Origin of the sequence: Streptomyces sp. C1-1, assembly GCF_050214755.1 — a bacterium.
GTDB lineage: Bacteria > Actinomycetota > Actinomycetes > Streptomycetales > Streptomycetaceae > Streptomyces.
Genome location: NZ_CP189827.1, coordinates 69467 through 93967, shown reverse-complemented (window position 1 = coordinate 93967; position 24501 = coordinate 69467). Strand labels below are relative to the sequence as shown.

The following is a 24501-nucleotide window of genomic DNA, read 5'->3' as shown; positions in this document are numbered from 1 at the left end:
CACCCCGCGGTGTGCCCGGTGTGGAGCCCCGATGCACCGCGCCCGCCTCCCGCCGTTCCCCGAACTCCGTCCCAGGCCACTATGCGAATCACTCATCAATAATGCATAAATCGCATGACTTTGATAGGATGGGGTCATGGGGATGTCCTTGCCGGAACGAGTGCGGCTGGTGGTGGCGGCACTGATGCACGCCTCGGGCGAGTCGCAGGCGAGGCTGGCTGAGGCGCTGGGGGTGACGCAGGCACAGGTGAGCCGCCGTCAGTCCGGGGCCGCCGCCTGGAGTCTGGCCGACTGCGAGGCGCTGGCCGCGCACTACGGCATGGATGTCCTGGACTTCCTGGCAGGTCCGACCCGGGCGTGCGAGGCACTGCCCGACGCGCGCCGTGCCGGACGGCGGCGGCCGCCCGTGAAGGGAGAGGTGCGGTGAAGCCGCAGTTCGAGGCGATCGACGCCCTGCTGGCCGCGGCCCGCAACGAGGCCGAACTGCCCCCGGCCGAGCAGCGCCGCGCCCTGCGTGAAGCGCTGGACCTCTCCCGCGCGCAGGTGGCCCGGGCGCTGGGGGTGAGTCCCTCCACGGTCGGCGGCTGGGAAGCGGGCCGCGACCCGGCCGGTGACGTCCGTGAGCGTTACGCCTACTTCCTCAAAGGCGCTCACGCCAAGCTCGCCGACTTGGGTGCCGCCCGGCAGGCCGAAACCACTGCTCACGCCGGCCTCCCCCAATCCGGGCCCGCCACGTCGGGCGGCGATGATGCGACGGCTGCCAAGCGGCCGGTTCCGGCTGATCAGTCGTACCCGGCGCCGGAAGCCGACGACGTCGAGGACCTGGGAGTGCCCCGGCCGTGCGTTTTGTGCGGGCAGTCCGCCCTTCACCAGGTCGCCGGATTCCCGCAGCACCTGGACCCCGCCGAGTGCGTGCCGCAACCGGCCCCGCCGGCCGTGGCTGTTCCGGCGAGCCGTCCGCCCCGCCCCGCCGCGCCGGTGAGAACCGTGTCCGGCGCCCGCCGTGTGCAGGCCGCCTCCGACCTGCCGGATCCGATCGCAGAAGTTGTTGCGGCCGCACTGGCCAGACACGAGGGCGATGTGGAGGCCGCGACGGCAGCGCTGGTCAAGCGGGCGATCCCGGACGCGATGGCTCTGCTGGACAACTGCCGCAAGGGCGGCCGCTACGCCATCGTCGCCCACCCCTGGATCCCCGACATCCTGCGCAAGTCCTCCGCCCGCGGCGCCGACCAGATCTGGGAGGCACGTCCCAAGTGGACCCGTCCCGAACTGCCTGCCGGCACACACGAGGTGACGGCCCTGGACATCAACGGCGCCTATCTCAGCGCGCTCAAGACGCACCTGCCGATCGGCCAGCTGGAACACACAGCCGGCAACCACCACGACCGCCGCCGCGCCGGCGTCCACCTGATCACCCCGCCCGCATGGGAGCACGACGCCTATCTGCCCAACCCGATCGGCAACCGCGACGAGCCCGGCCCGCTCTGGGTCACCGAACCCACCCTGCGCCTGCTGCTGCGCCTGTCCGGCCCCAGGTACGGACTGTGCGAACCGCCGCAGATCCACGAGTCGTTCACCTCGGGCGCGACCGAGAGCCTGCTGGAGAAGTTCCGTATCGCACTGAAGGACGCCCGGGAGAAGGCGCTCGCCGAGGGCGACGAGGTGACGCTGGAGTATGTGAAGGCGATGTACTCCAAGTTCGTCTCCACGATGGGGGAGTCGAACTACAACCGGGAACTGTACCGGCCCGACTGGATGCACCTCATCCGCTCCCAGGCCTTCGCCAACCTCTGGATGAAGGCGCACAAGGCGCACGACGAGGGCTTGACGGTCGTCCGCGCGATGGGCACCGACGAACTCCACGTCATCGGCACCTGGCGCCGTGTCTTCCCCGAGGGCCGAGGGGTTTTTGAGGTGAAGGTCAAGGACGTCTACACCGTCGGCGCCCCGCCCGCAGACCCGGCCGCCGCCCAAGAAGCCGATGACTGAGAACCGACAGGGAAGAAGGACCTTTTAAGTGCCCGAGCGTACAGCCGAGTTCGGCAAGTACGGCGCCAGCGGAATCAGGGGTCACGAGGCCATCGCCCGTCAGCTCGACGCCCTCGCCGACTTCATCGCCACCCCCGTCACCACCCGGCGCGGCCTCATGGCCCGCCTGCACTACCTCACCCGCACCCCCCACGCCCGCGCCGCCGCCCACGACGCGGGCTTGACCGTCACAGGCCGCACCCTGAAGGCATGGCTGGCCGGCACCCGCAGCCCGACGACGCAGAACCTCGCCCGGATCGACGCCGCCTACCGCACCGTCCGCCGCCGCAACGTCGCCCGCTACCTCCTGGGCCGCCTCAACCGCGCCGGCCGGGGCACCCGCGTCGAGATCCACCCGCTCAACCAGTCCGGCGTGCGGCCCTCCCACCAGCGGGTCGTGGAACTGCGCACCCTCAACATCCGCCACTGGGAGGCCCTCGTGGCGGCCTGGTCCACCGGCGACGACCGGGCCTTGGACGAGGCCTGGATCGAGCAGATCGTCGACCTCGGATCACAGTGGGGCCAGTACGAATACGTCACCAACATCGGCTTCGCTGCCTGACCCCCGCAAGTCCGCATGTCGCGTATCCCACCCCGGCAGCGCGTGACATCGCCCCGGTCGACCGACGTGCCCGCCAAGGCGAACGGGCGCTCCAGCGCCGCGATACGCCGTCGCCCTCACCGTAGAACCCGGCGTACAGCCCGACTCGGTTGCCGCTCTTTACCTTCGCAGGTCAGGGCCCTTTTCCGGGCTGATCAACCCCTCGGGGCCGAAGCTCAGTTGGCGACGGTGAACCGCCGCCGGCGGTGGGCGGGCCGCTCAGCTCTGTCGATCAGGGCGACCGCGTAGTCCTCGGCGGAGATGGCGTCACCCGCAGGGGAGTCGCCGCCGAGCCGGTACGACCCGGTCCGCTCGCCGGGCTGGATGACCGGGGGCGGTGACAGGAAGGTCCACTCGACGCCCTCGGGCTGGGCCCGCAGCATGTCGAGGGCCTCGGCGACGATGAGCGCCCAGGGCTTGTGGGTGTCCGGGACGCCGGGCATGTCGACCAGCCGCACCCCGTCGGCCACCAGCGACCCGGCGCCGCCCACGACGATCAGCGGGGTGCCGCCGGAGGCGTCGGCCAGGTTCCGCGTGTGGTCGATGAACTCGCGCAGGTTCCCGCTTTCGCGGTTCGACCCGAAGTTCGGCCCGATCGCCGATACGACGACGTCGGCGTTGGCGGCGACGGTCTTGGCCAGGTCGGCGTTGCCCGCGTTACCGCGTAGGGCCATGACGCCCTCCGGCAGGCTGCCGCCGGACCGGGTGATGCCGGTGACCTCGTGGCCGCGCGCCAGCGCCTCGGCCACCACCCGGCTTCCGATCATGCCGGTTGCCCCGTAGACCGCGATCTTCATGGTCTCTCAACTCCTTCGCCGCGAGTAGGCGGCGAAACTATTCATTGAGCCCTCCGCACCTGGCAGGGTGGGCGGCCCGGCGGCGCTCAGGCCCAGGGAGCGGGCGGGTTTGAGTCGGTGGAGGCGCCCGTGACGTCGAGGTCGACGGCGAGCCGGGCCCGCTCGTGCCTCCTACCGGAAGATCTGCCGCTGTGCGGCGGGTTCGTGACTTTCCTGCCGTCGGGGGGTGAAGGCCCGCAAGGATGAGACGACGCGAAGCGGCGGACACCGCCGTCACCCTCGTCGCCGGACTGTCCCGGTGGTCGACGGACTTCCTCTGCCAGTGACCCCCGGCCGCACCCTGAACGCGCAAGAGGACAAGAGGAGATGCGATGAGTAACCACGACACCCCACTGCCGCCCCACGTCCCGGGCATCGCCGAAATGCAACTCCGGGCGGCGAGCGGGCACTTTGCCGACGAAGCAGCGATCTTCATCCTGCAACCCCACACCCTGCAGGTCCGCGATGCCCAGGATCAGGTCGAGATCCCCGACGCCGTCGAGTACCTGGTACGACGCACGGGTGGACAGCAGCTCACTATGACGTCCCTCTTCACCCCGCAGCGCACCCCGGGCTGGAGCGCCGAGCTGCGACTGCCCGACGAGGCCCTCGTGATCCGTTTCCCGGACACGAGCTACCTCTACGACGGCTCCATGCCGTCGCAGTCCACGTGGCAGCGCGCTGTCGCCGCCACCGGTGACGTCGTCGTCATCACCGGGCCGATGGCCGACGTGGACTGCATCGACCCCGCGATCCATGCCGGGCTCACCAGCTACGTGCGCGTACCGCTGTCGATCGAGCGCTGACAGCCCAGGCCAAGGCTGTGCCGACGACGGGGATGCGGTTGCCGACGACGCGGCCTGTAGCCTTCAGGGCAGTTCCCACGCCTGAAGCCAGCCGCTGCAGGTGGAGACGAACATCGTGTGGCCCTCGACGGCCGGCTGCCCGCCGCCCTCTTCGCTCCACCGCTCCAACTGCTGTGCCAGGGTTCGGCGGGTGCCCGGGTCCCAGCTGTGCAGGACTCCGGTACGGTCAGCCGCCCAGATGCGATCGCCCGCCACGAACGGCGCGGCGGTGAAGGCGCCGCTCACGCTCTTGCGCCACAACTCGCCACCCGAGGAGGGATCGAGGACCACCAGCCGCCCCGGGGCGAAAGAAGCGATACAGACGCCGTCGTCGGTGACCAGGGGAGCCGTAGTGATGCTCCGGGAGGCCTGAACGTCCCACCGCAGGCGTCCACCCTCTGCATCCCAGGCCAGCGCTCGGCCGCACCGGGTTGTCAGATGAACCGCCGTACCCGCATGCACCGGTGCTGCTGCCGCTTCGCCGGTCAGTTCGTGGCGCCACAGCAGCCCTCCGCTGATGCGGTCCAGGGCGACGATCTCCCGCTTGTGATCCGGTGTGTCGACAACGGCGGTGAGGACCTGGTCGCCGGCACTCCAGTGCGCGATGGCGCACGAGCCGCTTGGCCAGCACCACACCGTACGCCCGCTCCTTGCCTCGAAGGCAGCAAGAACCTGCTGCTCGCCCGCGGCTGCCGACGGGGCCTGCAGCAGCGCGAACACCGTGCCGCCATGAGCTTGGGGCGCTGCCGCGACCTGCAGGCGGTTCCCGGCGTACGACCACAGCACCGCCTTGGAGGCGACGTCGTAGGCGCTCAGCCCCGTCGCGGGGTGCGCGGCGAACAGCACCCCGTCCGACACCGCGGCCAGGCCGTCCTGCATGCGCAGGCGTAGCGGCGCGCTGCGCTGACCGGTGTGCAGATCCCGGGCCCGGGCATGGCCCAGAGGGTCGGAGGCGAAGCACGCCCTACCGGCGACCACCGCTCTGTGCCCGCCGCCGCCCTTCTTGCCCCAGCGTTGGTCGCCGGAGTCGACATCGAAGGCGAGCGTCCAGCAGCCGTCGACCACCACCACGGTGCCGTCGTCCACTTGGGGCTGGTGGGCCGTCCCGGACAGCAGACGTGCCTTCCACCGCAGCTTGGCGCGTGCAGGGCGCCGGCTCGGCCGTGACGTTCGCGTCGCTGGCCGGGCGGGCGCAGCAGCGGCGGGGGAGGGCAGGTACGCCGGGGCGAAGCAGTCCAGTCCCTGGAGGTCAGCGTGCAGCCGGGACAGATCCACCACCGCGCCGCCGGGAGCATAGGCGCCCACTTGCTCCGCGAGATGGGCGAACAGGGCGTGCGCCGCGTCGTTGCTGCGCTGCGGCGTCACGTCCCGCAGGCGTTCGACACTGTAGGTCCGGTCCGTGCAGTCGGCGCCTTCCAGGCGCATCTCGGTCAGACGCAGGACCGACAGCAGCCGCCAGGTCTCCCGCGCCGCCTGCGCCGACCACTCGGGGATCAGGGAGGCGACGATCGCCTCCAGCTGGGTCAGCCGGTTGCGCACCGCTGCCTGCAAGCTCCCCGGACGGCGCAGCCGGTCCTGAAACTCCGTCCAGCTGCCTGAGGCCGAAGCCATCTCGGCCAACGCCTTGAGCTGCTGAGCGGGAACACAGGAGGGCACCACGGCCAGAGCGAGCTTCCAGCGGCCGCTGTCCACCAGCGCCCGCCTGGTACACGCGACGTGCAGGAAGTCGGCGATGAGCTTGACGGAGTCCGCCTCGCTCGGTACCAGCTTCGGCTTTCTGCGCACCCCGATGGACAGCACAACTTCCGTCTTGTTGGGTGCCGTTCCGACCACAACGATGTCGTCCACACGGCTGACGGAACGCGCCTGAAAACGGATCGGACCGGTGTCACGGCGTCCCCCAGGCCAGGCACCGGCGTCCCGGTCAGCAGATGTGACAACAGCACCGCTCCATAGCGCTGCTCCAGGATGGTCCCGCCACCCCCGGTGGAGTAGGGGCTGGCGCCGGCCGGACCCGGCGAACCGTCCTGCTGCAATGCGCCGCGCTGAACGGGCAACGCGGCCGGAGCGCCGATACTGCGACGGTAGGACACGTCCCTCCCCATGGGTGATCCGTGACAGCCGGCGCACGCCGGGCCGGCCAAGGGGGAGTGACCCAACACGCGCGCACGCGCCCCGGTGCGTGAGTCCATCGGAGTGTCGCGCCTTGGGCGCACTGCCCCCTCTGGGCAACGCGCCATCGCACAGTCGGTTACCGGCTCTTTGGTACCGACGGCCCCTGGCCGGGGCTCGGGCGCCCGCCGATACCGGCGGCTCGGCTGGTGCTTCCGCTTCTCCACCGGCCCGCAGGGGTACGGACGCCGCGCCGTGGGGCCGCCGGACGACCCCCTAGCGACGGCGGAGCGGGCAGACAGCGTGAAGCGCGAAAGGGCGGAATGAGCGACGGCCGGCGACATCGACCTCCTCGAAGAGACCGATCCCTTTGGCCTGTCCGAACGTGTGTCCGGAGTTCATTCGGGCTGCGGCTCCTCATTGTTCACTGGATGAACACTGTCGTTGTGCGGGCCGAACGGCCTTCCGATACTTGCGTCGCAGTGTCGGCCACGGGTCAGCGGCCGACCGTCTCAAGGGGATGCCGACGTGATCATCCAGGACGAAGAGCAGCTCACTGCCGCGGTACTTGCCGAGACGGAGCGGGCCGGCGACCCGCGAGTCAAGGAGATCGTCCAGGCACTGGTGCGCCACCTGCACGATTTCGCTCGCGAAGTGCGGCTGACGGAGAAGGAGTTCGACACCTCCATCAACATCGTGACCAGGCTTGGCCAACTCACCACGCCCAGCCACAACGAGGTGAGGCTGATGGCGGGCTCGCTGGGCCTGTCGACGCTGGTCGCCCTGATGAACAACGGCAGCGAGGACGAGCCGACCTCGGCGAACCTGCTCGGTCCGTTCTGGCGCCAGGGCAGCCCGGTGATGAAGAACGGCGAGTCGATCGTCCGCTCGCCGACCGAGGGGCCGCCGCTGTTCTTCACCGGCCGGATCGTCGACACCGATGGAACGCCGGTCGCCGGCGCGGAAGTCGACGTCTGGCACGCGTCACCGGCAGGTCTCTATGAGAACCAGGATCCCGGGCAGGCCGAGTGGAACCTGCGCGGCAAGTTCTTCAGCGATGAGGAAGGCGTGTTCGCCTTCCGCAGTATCAAGCCTTCCGGTTATCCGATACCGATCGACGGGCCGGTGGGAGATCTCCTGACCGCGCTGGAACGCCATCCCTTCCGGCCGGCGCATCTCCATGCGCTGATCCACAAGCCCGGTTACAAGACGATCGCGTCCCAGCTCTACAGCCACGACGACCCGATCCTGGAGACCGACGCGCAGTTCGGCGTCGTACAGAGCCTGGTCGGCACGTACGTGCGCCACGAGAACGAGCCAGCGCCCGGCACTGACGTGACCGAGCCCTGGTACAGCCTCGAGTTCACTTTCGTCGTCGAGCCGGGTGAGGCATGGCTGCCGACCCCGCCCGTGTCGGGCAAGCGCGGCACCACGCCGGACGACGTGTGACCCGACTGCGCCGTCGCCGGGCGGGGGCGGCGCTGTGCCGCCGTACGCCGTGCGACTGCACTCCGTACCCCGAGAGGAACCCCGTTGATCACCGAAGCAGAACGTCGCGCGGCCGCAGTTGCTCTCATGCGGGCAGACGGTGAGCGTCAGCCGATCACCCAGCTCAGCCGGACTTACCCCGATCTGGAGATCGCCGACGCCTACGCCATCCAGCAGCTCTGGGCGGCGGAGCAGGTGGCGGCCGGTGCACGGCTCGTCGGGCACAAGATCGGACTGACGTCCCGCGCCATGCAGATGGCCTCGCAGATGACGGAGCCCGACTACGGCTTTCTCACCGACGACATGCTCGTCAACGACGGCGCCTGTCTCGACGCGAGCCGCTACATGAAGCCCCGACTGGAGGTCGAGCTGGCGTTCGTGCTCGGCGCCGACCTGCACGGGCCGAACCTGCGCGTCCACGACGTCCTGCGGGCGACGGAGTACGTCGTTCCCGCACTGGAGGTCATCGACTACCGCACCGAGGTGCCCCGCGCGATCACCGACACCATCGCGGACAACGCCGCCGCCGCGGCGATGGTCGTCGGCGGCCGGGTTGTGCGCCCGATGGACGTCGATGTGCGCTGGGTGGCCGCGACGTTGGCGAAGAACGGGGTGATCGAGGAGTCCGGCGTCTCGGCCGCCGTCATGGGACACCCGGCGGCAGGCATCGCCTGGCTCGGGAACAAGCTCGCCGCGGTCGGCGAGCACCTCCAAGCCGGTCAGCTGTTGCTGTCGGGCTCGTTCACCCGGCCCGTCCCGGTCGAAGCGAACACCGTCATCCACGCCGACTTCGGCCCGTTGGGCTCGATCGGGGTGTCGTTCCGGTGACCGTGCACCACCCGATCGGCACGTCGCGGCCCGCACCGGGCCAGTGGCCCCTGCCGCCGAACGTATTCAAAGCGGGGCTTGCCCGAGGCGAGCAGATGATCGGCCTGTGGTGCTCGCTGGCCGATGCCTACCCGGCCGAGATCGTCGCCGGTGCCGGCTTCGACTGGCTGCTTCTCGACACCGAACACTCGCACGCCGATGTCGCGACCGTGCTCGCACAGCTCCAGGCGGTCGCCCCCTACCCCTGCTCACCCGTGGTGCGTCCTGCGGTCAACGATCCCGTCCTGATCAAGCGGCTCCTGGACGTCGGCGCGCAGTCGTTGCTGATTCCCCAGGTGGAGTCGGCCGAGGAAGCGCGCGCCGCGGTCGCCGCCACCCGTTACGCCCCCGCGGGCGTCCGTGGCGTGGCCGGCTTGACCAGGGCCACCCGGTTCGGCCGGGTCAAGGACTACGCCACGCGCGCCCACAGCGAACTGTGCGTGCTCGTCCAGGTCGAGTCGCACCACGCTCTGAGAGAGATCGAGCAGATCGCGTCCGTCGACGGCGTGGACGGCATCTTCATCGGCCCCGGCGACCTGGCCGCCAGCCTCGGCCACCCCGGGGACCTGAACGCTCCGGCGGTCATCTCGGCGGTGGAGGAGGCGATCGGGCGGGTACGTGCGGCTCGCAGACCGGCCGGCGTGCTGACGACCGACCCCACGTTCGCGCGCCGGTGCATCGACCTCGGGGCCACGTTCACCGCCGTCGGTGTGGACGTAGGCCTGCTGGCGCGCGGTGCCGACGCCGTCGCCCGGAGTTTCACACAACAGGTCACGGCGACAGCTGCGCCGGTCGCCGCGAACCAGGATCTGGTGTGAAGTGCCGCGTCGCGCCTGGGGCGCATGCGCGTGACGGAGAACGGCTGGCCGTCCGGGCGGAGCGTTCCGCGGAGCGTGCCCCGTCCTGGGATGCCTGGGACGTGCCGTCCAGGGCCCGATGTTCACGAGGTCTCGCGGGTGCCTTCGCGCTGGATGCCCGACTGCTCGATGACCCGGGGTCATGGGTCGGCGTGCAGGATTTCCTGGGCGGCCGCCGTCTGTGGATGAACGTCCGGTCAGCGTGAGGGGTCTGTGCGGTGGACGCCGTCGCCGTGGTCGGGGGCGATGGTGTGCAGGATGCGCTGGCCGATGTGGCCGAGCTGCCTGACCTGCGCTTTGGTCAAGGGGTCGAACACCAGCCGGCGCACTTCCGCCACGTGGCCCGGAGCAGCGCTGACGATCTTGGCGTACCCCTCGTCGGTCAGGGTGGCCAGGGTGTAGCGGCCGTCGGCCGGATCGGGGCGGCGGTGGACGTAGCCCTTGCGTTCGAGGCGTGCCACGACCTGGGACAGACGGGAGAGGGAGCCCTCGGCGTACGCGGCGAGCGCGCTCATGCGCAGTTCACGCTGCGGAGACTCCGACAGCGCCGCCATCACCCCGTACTCGAAGTGCGTCAGCCCTTCGCCGCGCAGTTGCGTGTCGAGTGCCTGTTCCAGGCGTCGCATGATGCCGACCAGGCCGAGCCAGGCGCGACGCTCCTCCTCGTCAAGCCAGCGGGGCGCCTCGTCGGCCGGGGTGTTCGTCATGCCCTCCACTGTACCGACGCTTCATGCTTGAAGTGAACCCGCCCCGCGATCACTTGAAGGTTGAAGTCATTGCCGCTACTTTTGACTTAAATCTTGAAGTGACTGCCCGGGGTTCCGAGCAGCGTCGCAACCTTGAGGAGTCCCTCTGTGAAGCTGCTCGTACTCGGCGCCACCGGTGCTACCGGACGCCTCGTCGTCGACCAGGCACTGGCCGCGGGCCACACCGTGCGGGCGCTCGTCCGCTCACCCGGCAAGCTGAATGCGCGGCCCGGCCTCGACGTCGTCGCCGGTCAGGCCACCGACCCCGGTGACGTCACGCAGGCCATGACGGGCGTCGGCGCGGTGATCAGCACGCTCGGCGCCACCGGCGGAACCGTCATCACCGACGCCACGCGGGCCGTCATCTCCGGTGCCGCCACCACCGGTGTCAGCCGGTTCGTGGAGCTGTCCTCATTCGCCGTGCTGCGCGAGCGTCTGAGTGCACCCGCCAAGCTCATGGCCGGCACCGCCATGGCCGCCATGGTCAAGGACAAGGCCGCCGCGGAGGACTCGCTGCGCGCCAGCGATCTCGACTACACGCTCGTCCATGCAGTCCGCCTCACCAACGGCCCCGCCACCGGCACCACCGAGCAACTGTCCGAGTCGGCCACCTTGCGCATGGCCGACACCATCAGCCGCGCCGACGTCGCCGCCTGGATGCTCACCGCCCTCACCAACCCCACCACCAGCCGCCGCTCTGTCGTCATCGCCGGCTGACCACAGCCGCAGCCTGAACCGACCCACGCCCTGCACCGCCCTCACCCGATCCGGAGAAACATCATGAGTGGACAGCTCGCTACCCGCCCGGCCCGCCCCGGCGGCCTCGTCGTCGCCGGCGGCCTGATCGGCACCGCTGTCGTCGCCGTCGCCCTCAACGCCATCGTCGCCGCGATAGCCCACGCTGCGGGTGCCTCCCACGATTTCCAACCCCTGCAGCTCTCCGCCTACGCGCCCCTCACCGTCATCGGCGTCCTGGCCGGCGCCGTCGGCTGGGCGATCGTCCGCGCCCGCTCGGCACGCCCCTCCCGGCTGCTGCGCATCCTCGTGGTCGTCGTCGTCATCCTCAGCCTGATCCCGGACATCATGGTCGGCGTCTCCGACAGCAGGCCCGGCACCAGTTGGGGTGCCGTCGTCGCCCTGATGGTCATGCACGTCGTGGTCGCCGCCGTCGCCGTCCCCGCGTACCACCCCCTTCTCCCTCTCCCCGCCGCCCAGGACTGACCTCATGCGTCCCGCCCGGACGGGCGCGGCTTCACCCCTTCATGTCCCACTTTCCGCGCAGCCGCAGCTGCACCCTTTCGAGAAAAGTGCGATGACCTCCATGGAAAACTCCACCACGGCCTCCGCCGCAACCCACCTGAAGAAGCGCTCCACGCGTGTGGCGGTGATCGCCGCGGCGGCCGTCCTCGCCTCGGCACCGTATGCCTCCGCGGCGACACAACAGGCGTCCTCCAAGCCGGTCGTCACCGACGTGAGAACGCTCGCCGCACTGGACTTCACCGCCGGCGAATCCCCGGAGAACATCACTGTCGGCCCGGACAACTCGCTGACCGTCTCCACGCTGGGCGGGCACACCGCGGCGGGCGAGCGCCCGGCACTGTTGCGGATCGACCCGTCCGGGCACAGCACGGTGCTCGTGGCCGGGCAACCGGGCGACGCGTTCAGCGGCATCACGCGCGGTCGCGACGGCACCACCTACTACAACGTCGCCTCTGACGACGACTCCCGGGCCGGTGTGTGGAAGCTGCCCCCGGGTGGCACCCCGCGCCGCATAGCCGCCCTGCCCACCGACGGACTCGCCAACGGCCTGGCCCTCGACCCCGCCGGGCGCACCCTGTACGTGGCCGACAGCAGCAAGGGCACCGTATGGGCCGTCCCGGCCTCCGGCGGGAAGGCGACCGCCTGGCTGACCGATCCCGCCCTTGCGCCCGACCCGTCCGTTCCGTTCGGCGCGAACGGGCTCCGCTTCCACCGGGGCGCCGTCTGGGTCTCCAACAGCGCGCACGGCACTCTGCTGCGGATCCCGGTCACCGCCGCCGGCGCCCCCGGCCGCATCCACACCGTGACCAGCGGCCTCACCAGCGTCGACGACTTCACCTTCCTCAACGACCGCTCCGACGTGGTGTTCGCCGCACAGAACGGCCTCAACCAGGTCGCGGTCGTCCATCCCGACGGGACCAAGGAAACCGTCCTGACCGCCTCGGACGGCCTCGCCTCACCCACCTCCATCGCGCTACGCGGAGACCGGATCTACATCACCGACGCCGGTTTCGCCGAGCCCCACGACGCGAAAGTGCAGCGCGGAACGATCAACCCCGCCGCCCTGAACTGCGGTCCGGCCGCCTGAACACGCCACCGCTGGCGGCGTGTTAGTGACGGCGTTCACTGTCAACTCGGTGGACGCCGTCACCGCTGTCATCCGCCGCCGAGGTGAGACCCTCCGAAGTCACCCGGCCGGCGGGCCTGTCGCGCGCCCTCTGGCCGGTCCGGAACGGGAAGGCTGCGATGAATCGGCCCGGCAGGGGCACCGCTTCACGAAGGTCTCCGCTGCTGCGCCGGACTTTCCGGGTACTCCCACACGTGACGGCCCCCGGAGATTCCGGCGGCGGTCGGCGCGAGCCGGGACAGGGCGCTGCCGATGCCGTAGTAGCGCAGCTGGTGTATCAGGCGTTCCAGGGATCGGTTCGCAGATGGCGGTCGAAGAAGCGCTCGATCAGCGCGGGGGTCAGCCGCACGGAGTGCTCGGTGTCCGCAGTGCGGGAGGAGAGCAGGGTGGCCGTCATGGGGTTCAGTTCCCAGCCGCCGGTGTTGAGCAGGCCGTGGTCGGCGCCGTGCACCAGCAGCAGGTGGGACTCGGCGCCCGCGGCGGCCAGGGCGTTGTGGAGGCGGCGGCTCTGTGCCGGGCCGATGAGGAGGTCGGCGTCGCCGTGCAGCAGGAGCACGGGTGGCACCCGCGCGTGGACCTGCCGGGCCGGGCTGGCCTCGACCGCGGCGGCGGCCCTGTCCGAGGGAGGGCCACCCAGCAGACCCCAGGCCGGATCGGAGGCGTCCACGCCCAGCATCCCGCCGGGTAGCGCGTCCTCATCGAGACGGAGCAGGTCGGTCGGGGGATAGCCCGCCACCACCGCGCCTACGCCGGACGCCGCGGGGGAGCCGTCGGCTTCGGTGGCGAAAGCCGCGAGCAGCGCGAGGTGGGCACCGGACGAACTGCCCCACAGACCGACCGACGCCGGGTCCAGGCCGTGCGTGTCCGAGAGGTCGCGCAGATGGCGCAACGCGGCCTGGACGTCGTGCAGTTGCGCAGGCCAGAGGGCGGCCTCGGAGGAGCGGTACTCGATGTCCGCCATGGCGTATCCGCGTTCGGCGAAGAGCCGGGACAAGCGGGGCCCGTAACCCCGGCGTTGGTGGCGCCAGCCGCCGCCCGCCAGCCACACGATCAGGGGAGTGGGGGCCGTCGTGGACGGCGGGAGATACAGATCCATCCGCAGGTCCGCGCCCGGTGCCGAGCCGTATGCGATGTCGCGCACCACCCGGACGGGAGTCGGGTCGACCCTCTCGGGCGGGAGCGGTGCCCGGCTGAGCCCTTCCATGAAGCGGCCCATGACAGCGGCGTTGTTCGCCGACACGGCCGTCAGGTCAAGGGCGAGCGACTGCTGCGGGGTCTCACTGGTCACCGGCTCGTCCTGTCCTGGTCACGGCGAGGAGGGGGAGGGTACGGCGCTTGTATTCACGGTGTTCGTCGAGCCGTTGCCGGTAGTGCGGTGCGAGCTTCTCCGGGGTCCAGTCGAAGTCGTCCGCAAGCCGCACGTCCACCGCGGACACACCGGTCAGAGCCGTGAGCCGGACCTGAGCCTCGGCCGCGAAGGAGCCGATGAGCACACAGCTCGGCTCGGTCACGCCGACGGTGACCGCGACGCGCTGACCGCCGGTGCCATCATCCTGCACGTGAATATCACCGACGAGTCCCATGTCGTCGAGGCCGGCGGGGACTCCCGCGGTGATGCTGCACGGATCGAGTATCTCGTTGAGTGCCGCGCGGACCTGGGCTTCCGTGACCGTCATCGGGCACCGGCCAGGGCGTCGTCGGCCGGGGCGACCCGTCCGCCCCAGGGCTCTTTGAGTTCGGTGGTGTCGAACTCGTCGCCGCGGATGCGCTCGCGGAGGTCGTTCTCGTCGATGCCGTGCATCCGCAGGAAGTTGCGGCCGAGGATGTCGGCCTTGATCTCGTTGGTGAGGTCGGGCAGCCCGTACTCCTCGATCAGGTCACGGGGCATCTCGAAGTTCCAGAACGCCTCGATCGCCGGCCGGGGGTGGACCGCGTCGCAGCCGGTCGCCCAGATGATCCGCTCGGCGGCACCGGCCTGCAGGAAGGCGCCCAACGCCTGGGCGAAGCGGCCAGGTGCGTAGACCGCCATGAAGGACGTGGCCTCCAGGTTGACCCATACGTTGCGGAAGGACTCCAGCTGAAGGGCCGTCTCCTCGACGAAGGCCATGCCGCCGTGGACGACCTCGAAGGTGAGGTCCGGGAAGGCCAGCGCGGCTGCCTCGACGTCACCCATCCCGAGAGCGGAGGTCGGCCCCGGCCCCACCGGGAGCGCCTTGTGGATGGCCACGACCTTCAGACCGTGCTGCCGGGCCCGCTCGAACAGCGGGAAACAGATCTCCGGGTCACCCATGTCCAGCGCGGTCACCCGGCCCTCGACGACATCGATCGGATAGAGCTTGAGCGCGTTGACCCGGTGCTTCTCCACCAGCTCGTCCACCCGGTCCAGGGCGCCGGGGCGCAGCGGGGACACCGCGCCGTAGATCAGCACGCGCTCGGGCCACTTCTCGCGCATCTCCAGCCCGACGCCCAGCGCCGAGCCCCCGTCCCGGAAGTGGCCGTAGATAGGCGTCTCGTGGTACGCGATCACATCGGTCTGGCTCTCCGCGAGCAGGGCCCGGCCGATGATGTCCGCGCCCGCCCCCCGCATGTAGGTGGAGCGCTCCAGGGTGTACGCGGGGCCGCTGACCCGCTTGTGCAGGCCGTAAAGGTGCTCCCCGATGGCCGCCCCGATGTGCGGGTTGACGCAGTTCTCGGGCCGGAAATTGTAGTTGTGGGCCACGCCCTCGACGACGAGGAAGTCATCGATCACGGTCGTTCTCCTTCACGTGCCGGGGACATCCCGGGAGTTGCGGGTGCAGCGGGGAGCACGGCCGCTCGGTCGAGCAGGTCCCCCAGGCCCTCCAGGGCGCGGGAGGCGAGTCGCTCGTCGGTCTCGGCGTCGGCACCGCCGACGCCGACGGCGCCGATGACCTCGCCGTCGTCCACGGTGATGGGCACACCGCCCGGCACCGGCAGGAGCTCGGCGTCGACCAGGTGCACGGGCGCGTGCGCCATCGCGGGGGACGCGGCGAGAGCGGCGAACTTCGAGGTCGGCAGGCCGGTGACGGCGGCGGTGTAGGCCTTGCGGCGCGCGGTCTCGATCCCGATGCGCCCCACTCCGTCGTCGCTGAGCAGCACCTTGATGACGCCGCTGCGGTTGACGACCGCCACGCAGACGCGCGCGCCCTCGGCCCGGGCCGCCTCCAGCGCGGCCTCGGCCGCCCCGTGAGCGACGGTGTACGACAGGGCTTCCCTCATCCCGCGCTCCTCTCCTGAAGCGCGGCGCCGGAGGCCGCCGGGATTCCCCGGATCAGGTCCGACGCCTTCTCGGCGACGGCGATGACAGTGGCGTTGATGTTCGCGCCGGGCACGCTCGGCAGCACCGACGCGTCGACGACGCGCAGTCCGTCGACGCCGCGCACCCGCAGCTCGGGGTCGACGACGGCCGCCTCGGAGGTGCCGATGGCGCACGTGCCGCAGGCGTGGTTGGCGGAGTAGCCGGTCTCCCGGAAGTAGCGCTCGAAGTCCTGGTCGGTGCGCACGTCGGGGCCCGGCGCGAGCTCCGCCCGGATCATCGGGGCGACCTCGGGGCTGCGCAGGACGGCCAGCGTGGTGCGCACGGTCTCCCGCAGCGCGGCGACGTCCTCCGGCTCGGTGAGCAGGTTGAACGTGATCCGCGGCGGGGCGGCCGGGTCGGCGGAGCCCAGCCGTACCTCGCCGCGGCTGCGGGGGGTCGCGACGGCGTTGAGGGCCACGCAGTGACGGTTCTTCAGCGGCCGTATGCCGGGGAACCAGGGCCGGGCGTCGAAGCCACCGCCCAGGATGCCGAGGAACCCGTCGGGACGGTCGAGGTCGGGACGGGTGCGGACGTAGGCGGACAGGAACTCGGGCATTCCGGCCAGCGGGCCGCTCCCGGCCAGCAGCCAGCGGACCGCGCCCAGGACCGCCCGGTCGGCACGCAGGTGCTCGTGGAAGGTCACCGGGTCCTTGACGTCGAACAGCACGGGCGCTGCCGGGTGGTCCTGCAGGTTGGCCCCGACCCCGGGAAGGTCCAGCGCCGTATCGACACCCAGCCCGCGCAGCTGGTCCGCCGGACCGATGCCCGAACGCATCAGCAGTTGCGGTGAGTTGTAGGTGCCGGCGCACAGCACCACCTCACGGGCGGCGCGGATCACCCGACTGCGTCCGCCCTTGACGACGCGGACACCGCTCGCACGCCCTCGCTCCAGGAGGACCTTGTCCACCAGCACTCCGGTGAGCAGGGTGAGGTTCGGCCGCTGCCGCAGGACGGGGCGCAGGTAGGCGGCGGCGGTGCTGTGGCGGCGGCCGCGGCGGATGGCGGTCTCGTTCTGCCCGGCTCCGGTGGGATCCCCGCTCTGGGTGTCGTCGGGGAACTCGATGCCGAGCGAGCGGGCGGCGCTGTCCAGACGCCGGCCGAAAGGACCGCGCCGGACAGTGGTCGACACGGTGACGGGCCCGTACCCGCCGTGGTGCTCGGTCTCCCCGCGCCAGCTGCTCTCCGAGCGGCGGAAGTACGGCAGCAGGTCGTCCCAGCCCCAGCCGGTCGCACCGGACTTGACCCAGTCGTCGTAGTCGAGGCGGTGTGCGCGGACATGGGTCGAGCCGTTGATCGATCCGGTGCCGCCGACCAGCCGGCCGCGCGGGACGGGGATCCGCCGGCCGTTCAGGCCCGGCTCGGGCTCCGACTCGTAACCCCAGCTGATGTCCTTGCGTTTCGACAGCAGCCCGACCCCGAGGGGCAGCCGCACCAGCAGGCCGCGATCCGCGGACGGGCCGGCCTCGATCAGCAGTACCCGTGTCCCGGGGTCCGCGGACAGGCGCGCGGCGAGGACGCACCCGGCCGTCCCCGCGCCGACGACGACGTAGTCGTACTCGGTGCCGTGCCCGGCGCTCATGCGGAGGCTCCTGTGGGGGGTCGGGACATCTCGTCTCCTTCGGCTCTGGACGAACGCACGCTTAAGGAGCTGCGGAAAATCGCGGGGGAGGCGGTCGCCGGCTCGGCACGTTCTCAGGTGTGGGCCCGAGGCGCTGGCTCGGTCCGCGAGCGGCTCGTCACCTCGGTGCCGCACCACCGTAACAAGGCGTCCGGCGATCCGACAGAGGTCTGCAAGTAATTCATCAAACGAGGTCAGGGCCATTGACAGTTTTTCATCAGGCCCGTACAACGGCATGAACGCCCCCTGGGCGCCAACCGCTCGCCGCGCCCGTCCGAGCGTGCCGCAAGAGCCGCCGCACGCACCTGGGACGACGCCTCGCGACCGTACGAAACGGCCTCGACCGCGGGTTGTCCGAGCCCTCGAAAGCCCTCATACAAGCGTCCCCGCTGCCTCAACGCCGAGGAGATGGATCCACATGACCGACACGACCGTGACCGACACGGGAACCGGCTACGGGCGCAAGCCCTCCTCGCACGACGCCCGTCTGACCGAGGTCGGCCCCGGCACGCCGATGGGTGAGGCGCTGCGCCGTCACTGGCAGCCGATCGCCAGCTCCACCGCCCTGACCAGCGACGTTCCCCACCGTGTCCGCATGCTGGGCGAGAACCTGATCGTCTTCAGGGACGGCCAGGGCCGCGCTGGTGTCGTCTTCGAGCGGTGCGCACACCGGGGCAGCAGCCTTTTCTACGGCCGCATCGAGGAGGACGGCATCCGCTGCTGCTACCACGGCTGGAAGTTCGACGTGCAGGGCCACTGCCTGGAACAGGCCTGCGAACTCGACGGCGGCCGCCGCCGCGACCTCGCCCGCCAGCCCTGGTACCCGGTGGAGGAGGCCTACGGCCTGGTCTTCGTCTACATGGGCCCGCCCGAGCTCAAGCCCCCGCTGCCGCGCTACGACAGCCTCGAACCCCTGGGCGAGGGCGAGAGCTATCACACCAGCTGGGCGGTGCCCGGCGCCGAGGTGATCGGTCTGGAGCAGGACTACAACTGGCTCCAGCTGTTCGAGAACGCCGTCGACCCCGTGCACGCGGCGTGGCTGCACTCCAACCACAGCGGGTTCCAGTTCCAGGGCACCGGCACGACCGGCTTCCCCGAGCACTACTACGACCCCTCCACGGCCGCCGAGCGCACCACCTACCACCGCACCGGCAACGGCGTGAAGTACATCTGGCGCTACCAGGACGACCTGGGCGCCGACGGCGCGAGCGTGGACCTGGAGTGGTCCGTGGAGTGCATGCTGCCCAACATCATCGCCCTGCCCGACTTCATCCGCTCGACCCCCGACGTGCGCTGCGACATGCTGATCTGGGTGGTCCCGGCCGACGACACCCACCACCGGCTGGTCTTCTCCGTCCGCTCCGCCGACCCCGAGCGGGCCACGTCCTTCATGTTCGGCATCAAGCAGAACGGCAAGGACGGCTGGCTGCTGAGCGAGGAGGAGAAGCAGCGCTTCCCCGGCGACTACGAGGCCCAGTGGTCGCAGGGCCCCATCACCCAGCACTCCGAGGAGACCCTGGCTCCGTCCGACAAGGGCGTCGTCATGCTCCGGCGCCTGCTGCGCACGATGATCGACGACGTCGAGGCCGGACGCACCCCGCTCGGCGTCGCCACCCCCGGCGAGCCGGTCCGCCACGTGGAGGCCGGCCTCGTCACCCGGCCCCAGGCACCCGCGGAGACCGACCGGGCGGCCGCGCCCACGGCAGCGGGGGCGTGACCAAAGCGTGAGCACCACCTCCTGGACGGACGTGGTCGTCGTCGCCCGCTACGACGCCACGCCCAGAATCGCGGTCTTCGACCTCGCCCGCGCCGACGGCGCCGACCTGTGGGAGTACGAACCCGGCGCCCACATCGACGTAGAGGTCGGTGAAGCGGCACTGGTCAGGCAGTACTCCCTGTGCGGGCCGCCCGGCCTCCACAAGCAGTACCGGATCGCGGTCCTCGACGAGGCCACCTCGCGCGGCGGATCACGCGCCATGCACGCCCTCACCGAGGGCGACACACTGCGCATCGCCGCACCGCGCAACCGCTTCGGCCTGACGTCCGCACGCCGGCACCTGCTCCTCGCGGGCGGCATCGGCATCACCCCGCTGCTGTCGATGGCCCAGATGCTCGACACCACCGGCGGCGACTACCACCTGCACTACTGCGCCCGCAGCCGCAGCGAGGCCGCCTTCCTCGCCGAGTTGGAGGACCATCCGCGGGTCACCCTCCACTTCGACGACCAGGCACCCGGGCAACTCCTGGACCTGCGGCGCGACGTGGGGGCACCCGCCCCCGACACCGCGGTCTACGTCTGCGGTCCCGGCGGGTTCATGGACTACGCGCTGGGGCGGGCCGCCGAGCTGGGATGGCCCGCGTCCGCCCTGCACAAGGAGCGCTTCAGCGCCGCGCCCCCGGCCGCCGCCGAGCCCGACGGGACAGGGGCGGGCGGGTTCATCGTTCGCCTGTCCTCGACGGGAGCGGAGTATGCCGTCCCCGAGGACCAGAGCGTCCTGGACGTCTTGCTGGCGAACGGGGTCGAGGCGCCCTACTCCTGCGGGCAGGGCATCTGCGGCGAGTGCATCGTACGGGTGCGGGCCGGTGAGCCCGATCACCGAGACGACATCCTGACCGACGAGGAGCGCGCGGAGGGCCTGTTCACCCCCTGCTCGTCCCGGTCGAGATCCCCGATCCTGGAGCTCGAACTGTGATCGACTCACCGACACACGCGACAGTGGAGACCGCGCGCTCTGTCCCGGCCACTGTTGAGGACGCCGAGGCCGCCTGGCTCGCCGCGCAGACGCTCCCGGACCCGGAGCCGGCGATCCGTGCCCTGCTGCGTCCCGACTGCGTGATCGTGCACTCGGCCGTCGGCCACATCCACGGCGCGGACGACTGGCTGGCGTACGCCAGGCGCATGGGCCGCACCAGCCAGGTGGACACCTTCGACGTGACCGTGCAGAGGTTCGGCACCACGGCCGTGGTCAGCTGCCTGCAGGAGATGCGGGTCGCCTACGTCCCCGACCTGCCCCCGTTCGTCGTACAGGCCGCCGTCACACGCGTCTGGGTGCGGTCCCCGGAGGGCGGGTGGCAGCTGGCGCATCTGCAACTGGCCCGGCGGCTGCCGCCGGGCTGAGCATCCCGGCCCCGTGAAGACGGTGGCCGTCAGTCCTGGGGCTCGCCGTTCACCGGCGGGCCTTCGTCCTGTGGCGCTTCGGCGAGTGCGGAGATGATCTGACCCACCTGGTTCGCGTAGTGGTCGATGAACTCCGGTGAGGCAGGGTCCTGCTGGACGAGTTCACGAGCGATCCACGGGATGGCCACCGGAGCGATCGAGGCGGCGAAGAAGACGAGGGCCACGGCCCCCACGTCGAGGTCACTGCGGAACTCACCGCGCGCCTGCCGTTCGCGGAGTTCCTCGACGTGCTTGAACAACTCGGCGGCTCGCTCGTCCTCGGCGGGCGGGCGTGTGCCGGGGTCTTCGCGGGTGACCATGTGCACCCACCCCGGGTCCTCGTGTGCCCAGTGGACGTAGCGCCGCACGGCCTCCGCGAAGGTGTGGGTCTGGCTGACCCGCATGGACTCCTCGAGCCACTGCTCGCTCAGTGCCTCGTACAGCCCGCGTTTGCCCCCGAAGTAGTAGGTGATCAGCTGATGGCTGACGCCGGCCGCCTCGGCGATCCGTACGACCCGGGCCCCGTCGAAACCATGGGTGCCGAACTCCGTCGCGGCGGCGGACAGGATGGCCCGCCGGGTGCCCACCGGGTCCCGCTGGCGGTCGGGATTCTTGGGGGCCCTGCGGCGCTGCTGTCGGCCCGACGGTGCTTCCGGCTTTCCCGACGTCGTTTCCTCCGCTGTCACACGGCCGACCTTACCGGCGCTCTCGTTGGACGGGCCAACTACCTGCGGCCCCGTGGTGCTCGCGGCCGGAGCCCCCGTCGCCGGTGGTCACCGGTGCTTCGCGTCCGGTACCGGGGCAGGAGATGTCTCAGCGGCGCGTGCTGCCGCCGTCCGCGACGATGATCTGCCCGGTGACGAACGCGGCGTCGTCGCAGGCGAGGAAGGCCACGACTCCCGAGACATCGGCCGGTATCTGTACACGTTTGATGTTCTGGATCTGGACGGTCTGCTCGAAGAAGAGCTCGCTCGTCTTCTCCGCGGCCGCGGCCGTCCGCACCAGACTCGCCGCGACGCCGTTGACGGTGATGTCATGAGCGGCGAGGTTGGCGGCCAGCACCGAGGTGAGGCCGTTCAGCGCGCCCTTGGCGGAGACATAGGAGACGAAGGGCGGCGGGGGAGTCCAGTAGCTCGAGGACGTGATGTTGATGATCCGTCCCGACCCGGACTTCTTCAGGTCCGCCAGGAACGCCCTGGAGGTCAGGAAGGGGCCGTCCACGTTGACGGCGAAGGTGCGGCGCCAGTCGTCGTAGGTGACGTGGTCGATGTCGGCCAGCAGGACGACGGCGGCGTTGTTCACCAGGATGTCGGTGGCGCCGAGCTCACTTCTCACCCGAGCGGCAAACTCGTTGATCGCGTCCTCGTCGGAGATGTCGACCTCGTCACTGAGGAACCGCTGACCGGTTGCCGCAACGAGTTCCCGCGTCTCGTCGGCCGGATCGACGTCCGCGACCGCGATGTCCGCGCCCTCCGACGCGAGTCTGCGAGCGATCTCCTGCCCGATTCCGGCACTGCCCCCGGTCACGACGGCGGTCTTGCCCGCCAGTCTTCCAGTCATGGCTCATTTCTCCTTGGCCGGCGCTCGAACGGAAGCGGAGCGACACACAGCGTCCTGGGGATTGTGCGCGTCGAGGCTGCGGCCAAGGTCGGCCTGTTCGTCCAATGAACATGTCCATTGAGTGCGACGGGGGTCATTCCTACCTTGTCGCTGCTCGGCTGGTTGGCCACCGGGACGAGCGTCCTGAATCAGAGCCGTTCGAATTCAGTTTTGGTCGATGAGCCACGCGGAGGCGCTCCGCAAGGCCTCAGGGGCGGTTCGGCAGCGTGTTGCCGGGATGACCGCGACAAGAACACCCACAGCGAGATCCGGCAGCGGACGCCGGTTCCGACAGTTGCGCCCTGCGCGCGAGGAGTCATCCATGGTTCAGACCGACACACCCAGTGCGGCACAGGAAGAGGGTGGCAGATACACCCTGAGAGCAGGCACTCTGGCGGCGGTGGTGCTCGCCGTGTGCCTCGCGCAGATAGCCCTCTCCGTCCCCTCGCTCATCAACGGGCTGGTCCAGCAGGATCTCGCACCGTCCTCGGCCCAACTGACGTGGGTCACCGAAGCCTTCATGCTTCCGGTCGCCGCCATGGGACTGGGCTTCGGCGTGTTCGGCGACCTGTTCGGCCGCAAGCGCCTGCTCGTCGGGGGCGCCGCGCTCATCGCCGTGGGCGCGACTCTCGCGATCCTGACACCGGGGGCGGGATCCTCTCCCGACACCCGGGTGACGTTGCTGATCCTTGCCCAGGTCCTCAGCGGCATCGGGGCCGCGGCCATCTTCCCGACGAGCCTCGCCATGGTGGCGGCCGGCACGCACACCACCGCCGCCCGCGCGCGCGGCGTCGCGGTCTGGGCCACCGCGCTCTCGGTCGGCGGCTTCCTCGGCCCGCTGCTGGCCGGCATCGCCGCCAAGATCGATCTCGGCTGGGCCGGGAACGCGAACTGGCGCTGGGCCTTCGTCGGCGTCCTCGTCATCGCCGTGACGAGTGTGGTCCTGTCGCTGGCCCTCGCCCAGAACTCCTCCGCGCCCGAGGGCCGGTCCATCGACTGGCCGGGTCAGATCACCGCCACGCTCGGTCTGTTCGCTCTGATGTACGCCGTGATCCAGGGCTCCGAGAGCGGCTGGGGCAGCCCGCAGATCGTCGTCGCGTTCATCGTCGCGGCCGTCCTCCTCGTACTGTTCGTCCTTGCCGAGAGCCGTGCGGCCGAGCCCCTCCTTCTACTGAGCGTGTTCAAGAACCGGGCGTTCGCCGTGAACTCGGTGGTCACGCTGATCGGTATGTTCGCGTTCCTCGTGATCATGTACGGCACCAGCATCCGCCTCACCATCATCCAGGGATTCAGCCCCCTGCAGAGCTCCGTCGCCTACCTCTTCTTCGGAGGCATCGGCTTCGTCCTGCTGCCCCTCACCTCCAAGCTGCTCGAGCGCTTCAACCCCCGGTGGGTTCTCTGCGGGGCCCTGACCCTCATCGGCGCCAGCGGGCTGTGGTTCGCCGGCATTTCGACGAGCAACCGGGCGCTGAGCGCCATCTTCGGGCCGCTGATTCTCGCCGGCGTCGGCTCGGCACTCGCCTTCGCTTCCATCAGCGCGGTCGCGGTCAACACACTTCCCAACCACCTCGCCGGTATGGCGAGCGGGGTCACCAGCACGTTCCGGGATCTCGGGTTCGCTCTCGGCCCCGCGATCGCCGGCGCCATCGCGCTGAGCCGGGCCGCCGACGAGATCGCCCGCAAGCTGTCCGGCGATCCTCAACTGAGGAACGCCTACGAGGCCTTCCAGGCTTCGGCGGCCCATGCTCCCGCCGCGCAGAGACCGCAGCTGGAGGCGGCGGTGCACGCCGTGCAGTCGGGCCCGCTCGGAGCCAACTCGGTGCCGTCCAGCATCACCACGCCGGATGGCCACGTCGTGCCCTTCAACCCCCTCAAGCACGTCGCTTTCGACGCCCTCAGCAGCAGTTACTCCCTCGCGTACGTTCTCGGTGGCGTGGCCGCCCTCGTGGCGGCGGCACTCACTCTCGTCGGCGCGCGCGGTGGCGCGGTCCAGGCTCATCTCGAGGACGACCCGCACACCCTCGACGGCTGACCTTCTGAGGAAC

24 protein-coding genes are annotated in these 24501 nt (G+C 70.5%); 14 read left to right on the top strand and 10 right to left on the bottom strand.

What is annotated here, in order from left to right; genetic code table 11:
• The first annotated feature begins 136 nt into the window (after positions 1 to 136).
• The 3 genes from ACQF4J_RS46780 to ACQF4J_RS46770 are packed head-to-tail and all read left to right on the top strand — an operon-like array spanning position 137 to position 2590.
• A complete protein-coding gene (locus tag ACQF4J_RS46780) occupies positions 137 to 427 on the top strand; it encodes a helix-turn-helix domain-containing protein (RefSeq protein ID WP_120049506.1) in 291 nt (96 codons plus the stop codon).
• Positions 424 to 1989, top strand: a complete 1566-nt coding sequence (locus ACQF4J_RS46775) for a helix-turn-helix domain-containing protein (RefSeq protein WP_427168753.1) — start codon at positions 424 to 426, stop codon at positions 1987 to 1989. Before ACQF4J_RS46780 ends, ACQF4J_RS46775 begins: the two co-directional genes overlap by 4 nt.
• 28 nt (positions 1990 to 2017) lie before the next feature.
• Positions 2018 to 2590: a transcriptional regulator gene (locus tag ACQF4J_RS46770; protein WP_427168752.1), complete on the top strand. Its 573-nt coding sequence runs from the start codon at positions 2018 to 2020 to the stop codon at positions 2588 to 2590.
• 215 nt (positions 2591 to 2805) lie between these two features.
• Here the strand turns inward: ACQF4J_RS46770 and ACQF4J_RS46765 are convergent, their stop codons facing one another.
• A complete protein-coding gene (locus tag ACQF4J_RS46765; protein ID WP_427168751.1) occupies positions 2806 to 3426 on the bottom strand; it encodes an NAD(P)-dependent oxidoreductase in 621 nt (206 codons plus the stop codon).
• A 371-nt stretch (positions 3427 to 3797) separates the two neighbouring features.
• Between ACQF4J_RS46765 and ACQF4J_RS46760 the strand changes: the two genes are divergently transcribed.
• Positions 3798 to 4271 carry a hypothetical protein gene (locus tag ACQF4J_RS46760; RefSeq protein ID WP_120049502.1) on the top strand — a complete coding sequence of 158 codons (474 nt, stop codon included), beginning with the start codon at positions 3798 to 3800 and terminating at the stop codon, positions 4269 to 4271.
• Between the two features lie 63 nt (positions 4272 to 4334).
• Here ACQF4J_RS46760 and ACQF4J_RS46755 read toward each other — a convergent pair whose 3' ends face one another.
• Complete coding sequence (locus ACQF4J_RS46755; protein ID WP_427168749.1) at positions 4335 to 6158, bottom strand: PQQ-binding-like beta-propeller repeat protein; 1824 nt, start codon at positions 6156 to 6158, stop codon at positions 4335 to 4337.
• 792 nt (positions 6159 to 6950) lie between these two features.
• On the opposite strand from ACQF4J_RS46755, the gene ACQF4J_RS46750 reads away from it, so the two are divergent.
• The 3 genes from ACQF4J_RS46750 to ACQF4J_RS46740 all read left to right on the top strand — a co-directional run bounded on the left by ACQF4J_RS46750 (position 6951) and on the right by ACQF4J_RS46740 (position 9595).
• Positions 6951 to 7871 carry a dioxygenase gene (locus tag ACQF4J_RS46750; RefSeq protein ID WP_120049499.1) on the top strand — a complete coding sequence of 307 codons (921 nt, stop codon included), beginning with the start codon at positions 6951 to 6953 and terminating at the stop codon, positions 7869 to 7871.
• A gap of 84 nt (positions 7872 to 7955) precedes the next feature.
• Positions 7956 to 8738, top strand: a complete 783-nt coding sequence (locus ACQF4J_RS46745) for a fumarylacetoacetate hydrolase family protein (protein ID WP_427168748.1) — start codon at positions 7956 to 7958, stop codon at positions 8736 to 8738.
• 95 nt (positions 8739 to 8833) lie between these two features.
• Positions 8834 to 9595, top strand: coding sequence for an aldolase/citrate lyase family protein (locus tag ACQF4J_RS46740; protein ID WP_427168747.1), 762 nt, complete (start codon positions 8834 to 8836; stop codon positions 9593 to 9595).
• Positions 9596 to 9831: 236 nt separating this feature from the next.
• Here ACQF4J_RS46740 and ACQF4J_RS46735 read toward each other — a convergent pair whose 3' ends face one another.
• On the bottom strand, positions 9832 to 10341 hold the full coding sequence (locus tag ACQF4J_RS46735; protein ID WP_120054163.1) for a MarR family winged helix-turn-helix transcriptional regulator: 510 nt from the start codon (positions 10339 to 10341) through the stop codon (positions 9832 to 9834).
• Between the two features lie 147 nt (positions 10342 to 10488).
• Between ACQF4J_RS46735 and ACQF4J_RS46730 the strand changes: the two genes are divergently transcribed.
• The 3 genes from ACQF4J_RS46730 to ACQF4J_RS46720 all read left to right on the top strand — a co-directional run bounded on the left by ACQF4J_RS46730 (position 10489) and on the right by ACQF4J_RS46720 (position 12727).
• Positions 10489 to 11097 carry an NAD(P)-dependent oxidoreductase gene (locus ACQF4J_RS46730; protein WP_427168746.1) on the top strand — a complete coding sequence of 203 codons (609 nt, stop codon included), beginning with the start codon at positions 10489 to 10491 and terminating at the stop codon, positions 11095 to 11097.
• 63 nt (positions 11098 to 11160) lie between these two features.
• Positions 11161 to 11601, top strand: coding sequence for a DUF6069 family protein (locus tag ACQF4J_RS46725; RefSeq protein ID WP_120049495.1), 441 nt, complete (start codon positions 11161 to 11163; stop codon positions 11599 to 11601).
• Between the two features lie 91 nt (positions 11602 to 11692).
• Positions 11693 to 12727 (top strand): SMP-30/gluconolactonase/LRE family protein, encoded by a 1035-nt coding sequence (locus tag ACQF4J_RS46720; RefSeq protein WP_246090762.1) that lies wholly within the window; start codon positions 11693 to 11695, stop codon positions 12725 to 12727.
• 316 nt (positions 12728 to 13043) lie between these two features.
• Here the strand turns inward: ACQF4J_RS46720 and ACQF4J_RS46715 are convergent, their stop codons facing one another.
• From ACQF4J_RS46715 to ACQF4J_RS46695, 5 genes are read right to left on the bottom strand one after another with little or no spacing between them, the layout of a single operon-like run.
• Complete coding sequence (locus tag ACQF4J_RS46715; protein ID WP_427168745.1) at positions 13044 to 14054, bottom strand: alpha/beta hydrolase fold domain-containing protein; 1011 nt, start codon at positions 14052 to 14054, stop codon at positions 13044 to 13046.
• The gene (locus ACQF4J_RS46710; RefSeq protein WP_427168744.1) at positions 14044 to 14442 is read right to left on the bottom strand and encodes a metal-sulfur cluster assembly factor; all 399 of its coding nucleotides are present in this window, start codon (positions 14440 to 14442) and stop codon (positions 14044 to 14046) included. The genes ACQF4J_RS46715 and ACQF4J_RS46710 overlap by 11 nt, the downstream gene beginning before the upstream one ends.
• Complete coding sequence (locus tag ACQF4J_RS46705; RefSeq protein ID WP_427168743.1) at positions 14439 to 15515, bottom strand: amidohydrolase family protein; 1077 nt, start codon at positions 15513 to 15515, stop codon at positions 14439 to 14441. Before ACQF4J_RS46705 ends, ACQF4J_RS46710 begins: the two co-directional genes overlap by 4 nt.
• Positions 15512 to 16003 carry a GlcG/HbpS family heme-binding protein gene (locus ACQF4J_RS46700; RefSeq protein ID WP_427168742.1) on the bottom strand — a complete coding sequence of 164 codons (492 nt, stop codon included), beginning with the start codon at positions 16001 to 16003 and terminating at the stop codon, positions 15512 to 15514. Before ACQF4J_RS46700 ends, ACQF4J_RS46705 begins: the two co-directional genes overlap by 4 nt.
• On the bottom strand, positions 16000 to 17661 hold the full coding sequence (locus tag ACQF4J_RS46695; RefSeq protein ID WP_427168740.1) for a GMC family oxidoreductase: 1662 nt from the start codon (positions 17659 to 17661) through the stop codon (positions 16000 to 16002). Before ACQF4J_RS46695 ends, ACQF4J_RS46700 begins: the two co-directional genes overlap by 4 nt.
• A 457-nt stretch (positions 17662 to 18118) precedes the next feature.
• Here ACQF4J_RS46695 and ACQF4J_RS46690 point away from each other — a divergent pair, with 457 nt between their 5' ends.
• Genes ACQF4J_RS46690 through ACQF4J_RS46680 form a run of 3 tightly spaced genes read left to right on the top strand, consistent with a single transcriptional unit; the run spans position 18119 to position 20818 of the window.
• On the top strand, positions 18119 to 19417 hold the full coding sequence (locus ACQF4J_RS46690; RefSeq protein WP_120049489.1) for an aromatic ring-hydroxylating dioxygenase subunit alpha: 1299 nt from the start codon (positions 18119 to 18121) through the stop codon (positions 19415 to 19417).
• 7 nt (positions 19418 to 19424) lie between these two features.
• Positions 19425 to 20393 carry a PDR/VanB family oxidoreductase gene (locus ACQF4J_RS46685; protein ID WP_120049488.1) on the top strand — a complete coding sequence of 323 codons (969 nt, stop codon included), beginning with the start codon at positions 19425 to 19427 and terminating at the stop codon, positions 20391 to 20393.
• A gap of 23 nt (positions 20394 to 20416) precedes the next feature.
• Positions 20417 to 20818, top strand: coding sequence for a YybH family protein (locus tag ACQF4J_RS46680; RefSeq protein WP_246090758.1), 402 nt, complete (start codon positions 20417 to 20419; stop codon positions 20816 to 20818).
• A 29-nt stretch (positions 20819 to 20847) separates the two neighbouring features.
• On the opposite strand, the gene ACQF4J_RS46675 is transcribed toward ACQF4J_RS46680, so the two are convergent.
• Entirely contained in the window at positions 20848 to 21543 is a 696-nt protein-coding gene (locus ACQF4J_RS46675; protein WP_246090756.1) for a TetR/AcrR family transcriptional regulator, read from the bottom strand.
• A 127-nt stretch (positions 21544 to 21670) separates the two neighbouring features.
• Entirely contained in the window at positions 21671 to 22417 is a 747-nt protein-coding gene (locus ACQF4J_RS46670) for an SDR family NAD(P)-dependent oxidoreductase (RefSeq protein ID WP_120049485.1), read from the bottom strand.
• Positions 22418 to 22778: 361 nt separating this feature from the next.
• On the opposite strand from ACQF4J_RS46670, the gene ACQF4J_RS46665 reads away from it, so the two are divergent.
• Positions 22779 to 24488 carry an MFS transporter gene (locus tag ACQF4J_RS46665; RefSeq protein WP_120049484.1) on the top strand — a complete coding sequence of 570 codons (1710 nt, stop codon included), beginning with the start codon at positions 22779 to 22781 and terminating at the stop codon, positions 24486 to 24488.
• The last annotated feature ends 13 nt before the right edge of the window (positions 24489 to 24501 follow it).

Coding starts and splice junctions, on each gene's coding strand:
- ACQF4J_RS46720 (WP_246090762.1), top strand. CDS start 11,693: ATGACCTCCATGGAAAACTCCACCACGGCCTCCGCCGCAACCCACCTG.
- ACQF4J_RS46740 (WP_427168747.1), top strand. CDS start 8,834: ATGATCGGCCTGTGGTGCTCGCTGGCCGATGCCTACCCGGCCGAGATC.
- ACQF4J_RS46665 (WP_120049484.1), top strand. CDS start 22,779: ATGGTTCAGACCGACACACCCAGTGCGGCACAGGAAGAGGGTGGCAGA.
- ACQF4J_RS46780 (WP_120049506.1), top strand. CDS start 137: ATGGGGATGTCCTTGCCGGAACGAGTGCGGCTGGTGGTGGCGGCACTG.
- ACQF4J_RS46695 (WP_427168740.1), bottom strand. CDS start 17,661: ATGAGCGCCGGGCACGGCACCGAGTACGACTACGTCGTCGTCGGCGCG.
- ACQF4J_RS46735 (WP_120054163.1), bottom strand. CDS start 10,341: ATGACGAACACCCCGGCCGACGAGGCGCCCCGCTGGCTTGACGAGGAG.
- ACQF4J_RS46765 (WP_427168751.1), bottom strand. CDS start 3,426: ATGAAGATCGCGGTCTACGGGGCAACCGGCATGATCGGAAGCCGGGTG.
- ACQF4J_RS46670 (WP_120049485.1), bottom strand. CDS start 22,417: ATGACTGGAAGACTGGCGGGCAAGACCGCCGTCGTGACCGGGGGCAGT.
- ACQF4J_RS46710 (WP_427168744.1), bottom strand. CDS start 14,442: ATGACGGTCACGGAAGCCCAGGTCCGCGCGGCACTCAACGAGATACTC.
- ACQF4J_RS46700 (WP_427168742.1), bottom strand. CDS start 16,003: ATGAGGGAAGCCCTGTCGTACACCGTCGCTCACGGGGCGGCCGAGGCC.
- ACQF4J_RS46760 (WP_120049502.1), top strand. CDS start 3,798: ATGAGTAACCACGACACCCCACTGCCGCCCCACGTCCCGGGCATCGCC.
- ACQF4J_RS46690 (WP_120049489.1), top strand. CDS start 18,119: ATGACCGACACGACCGTGACCGACACGGGAACCGGCTACGGGCGCAAG.
- ACQF4J_RS46725 (WP_120049495.1), top strand. CDS start 11,161: ATGAGTGGACAGCTCGCTACCCGCCCGGCCCGCCCCGGCGGCCTCGTC.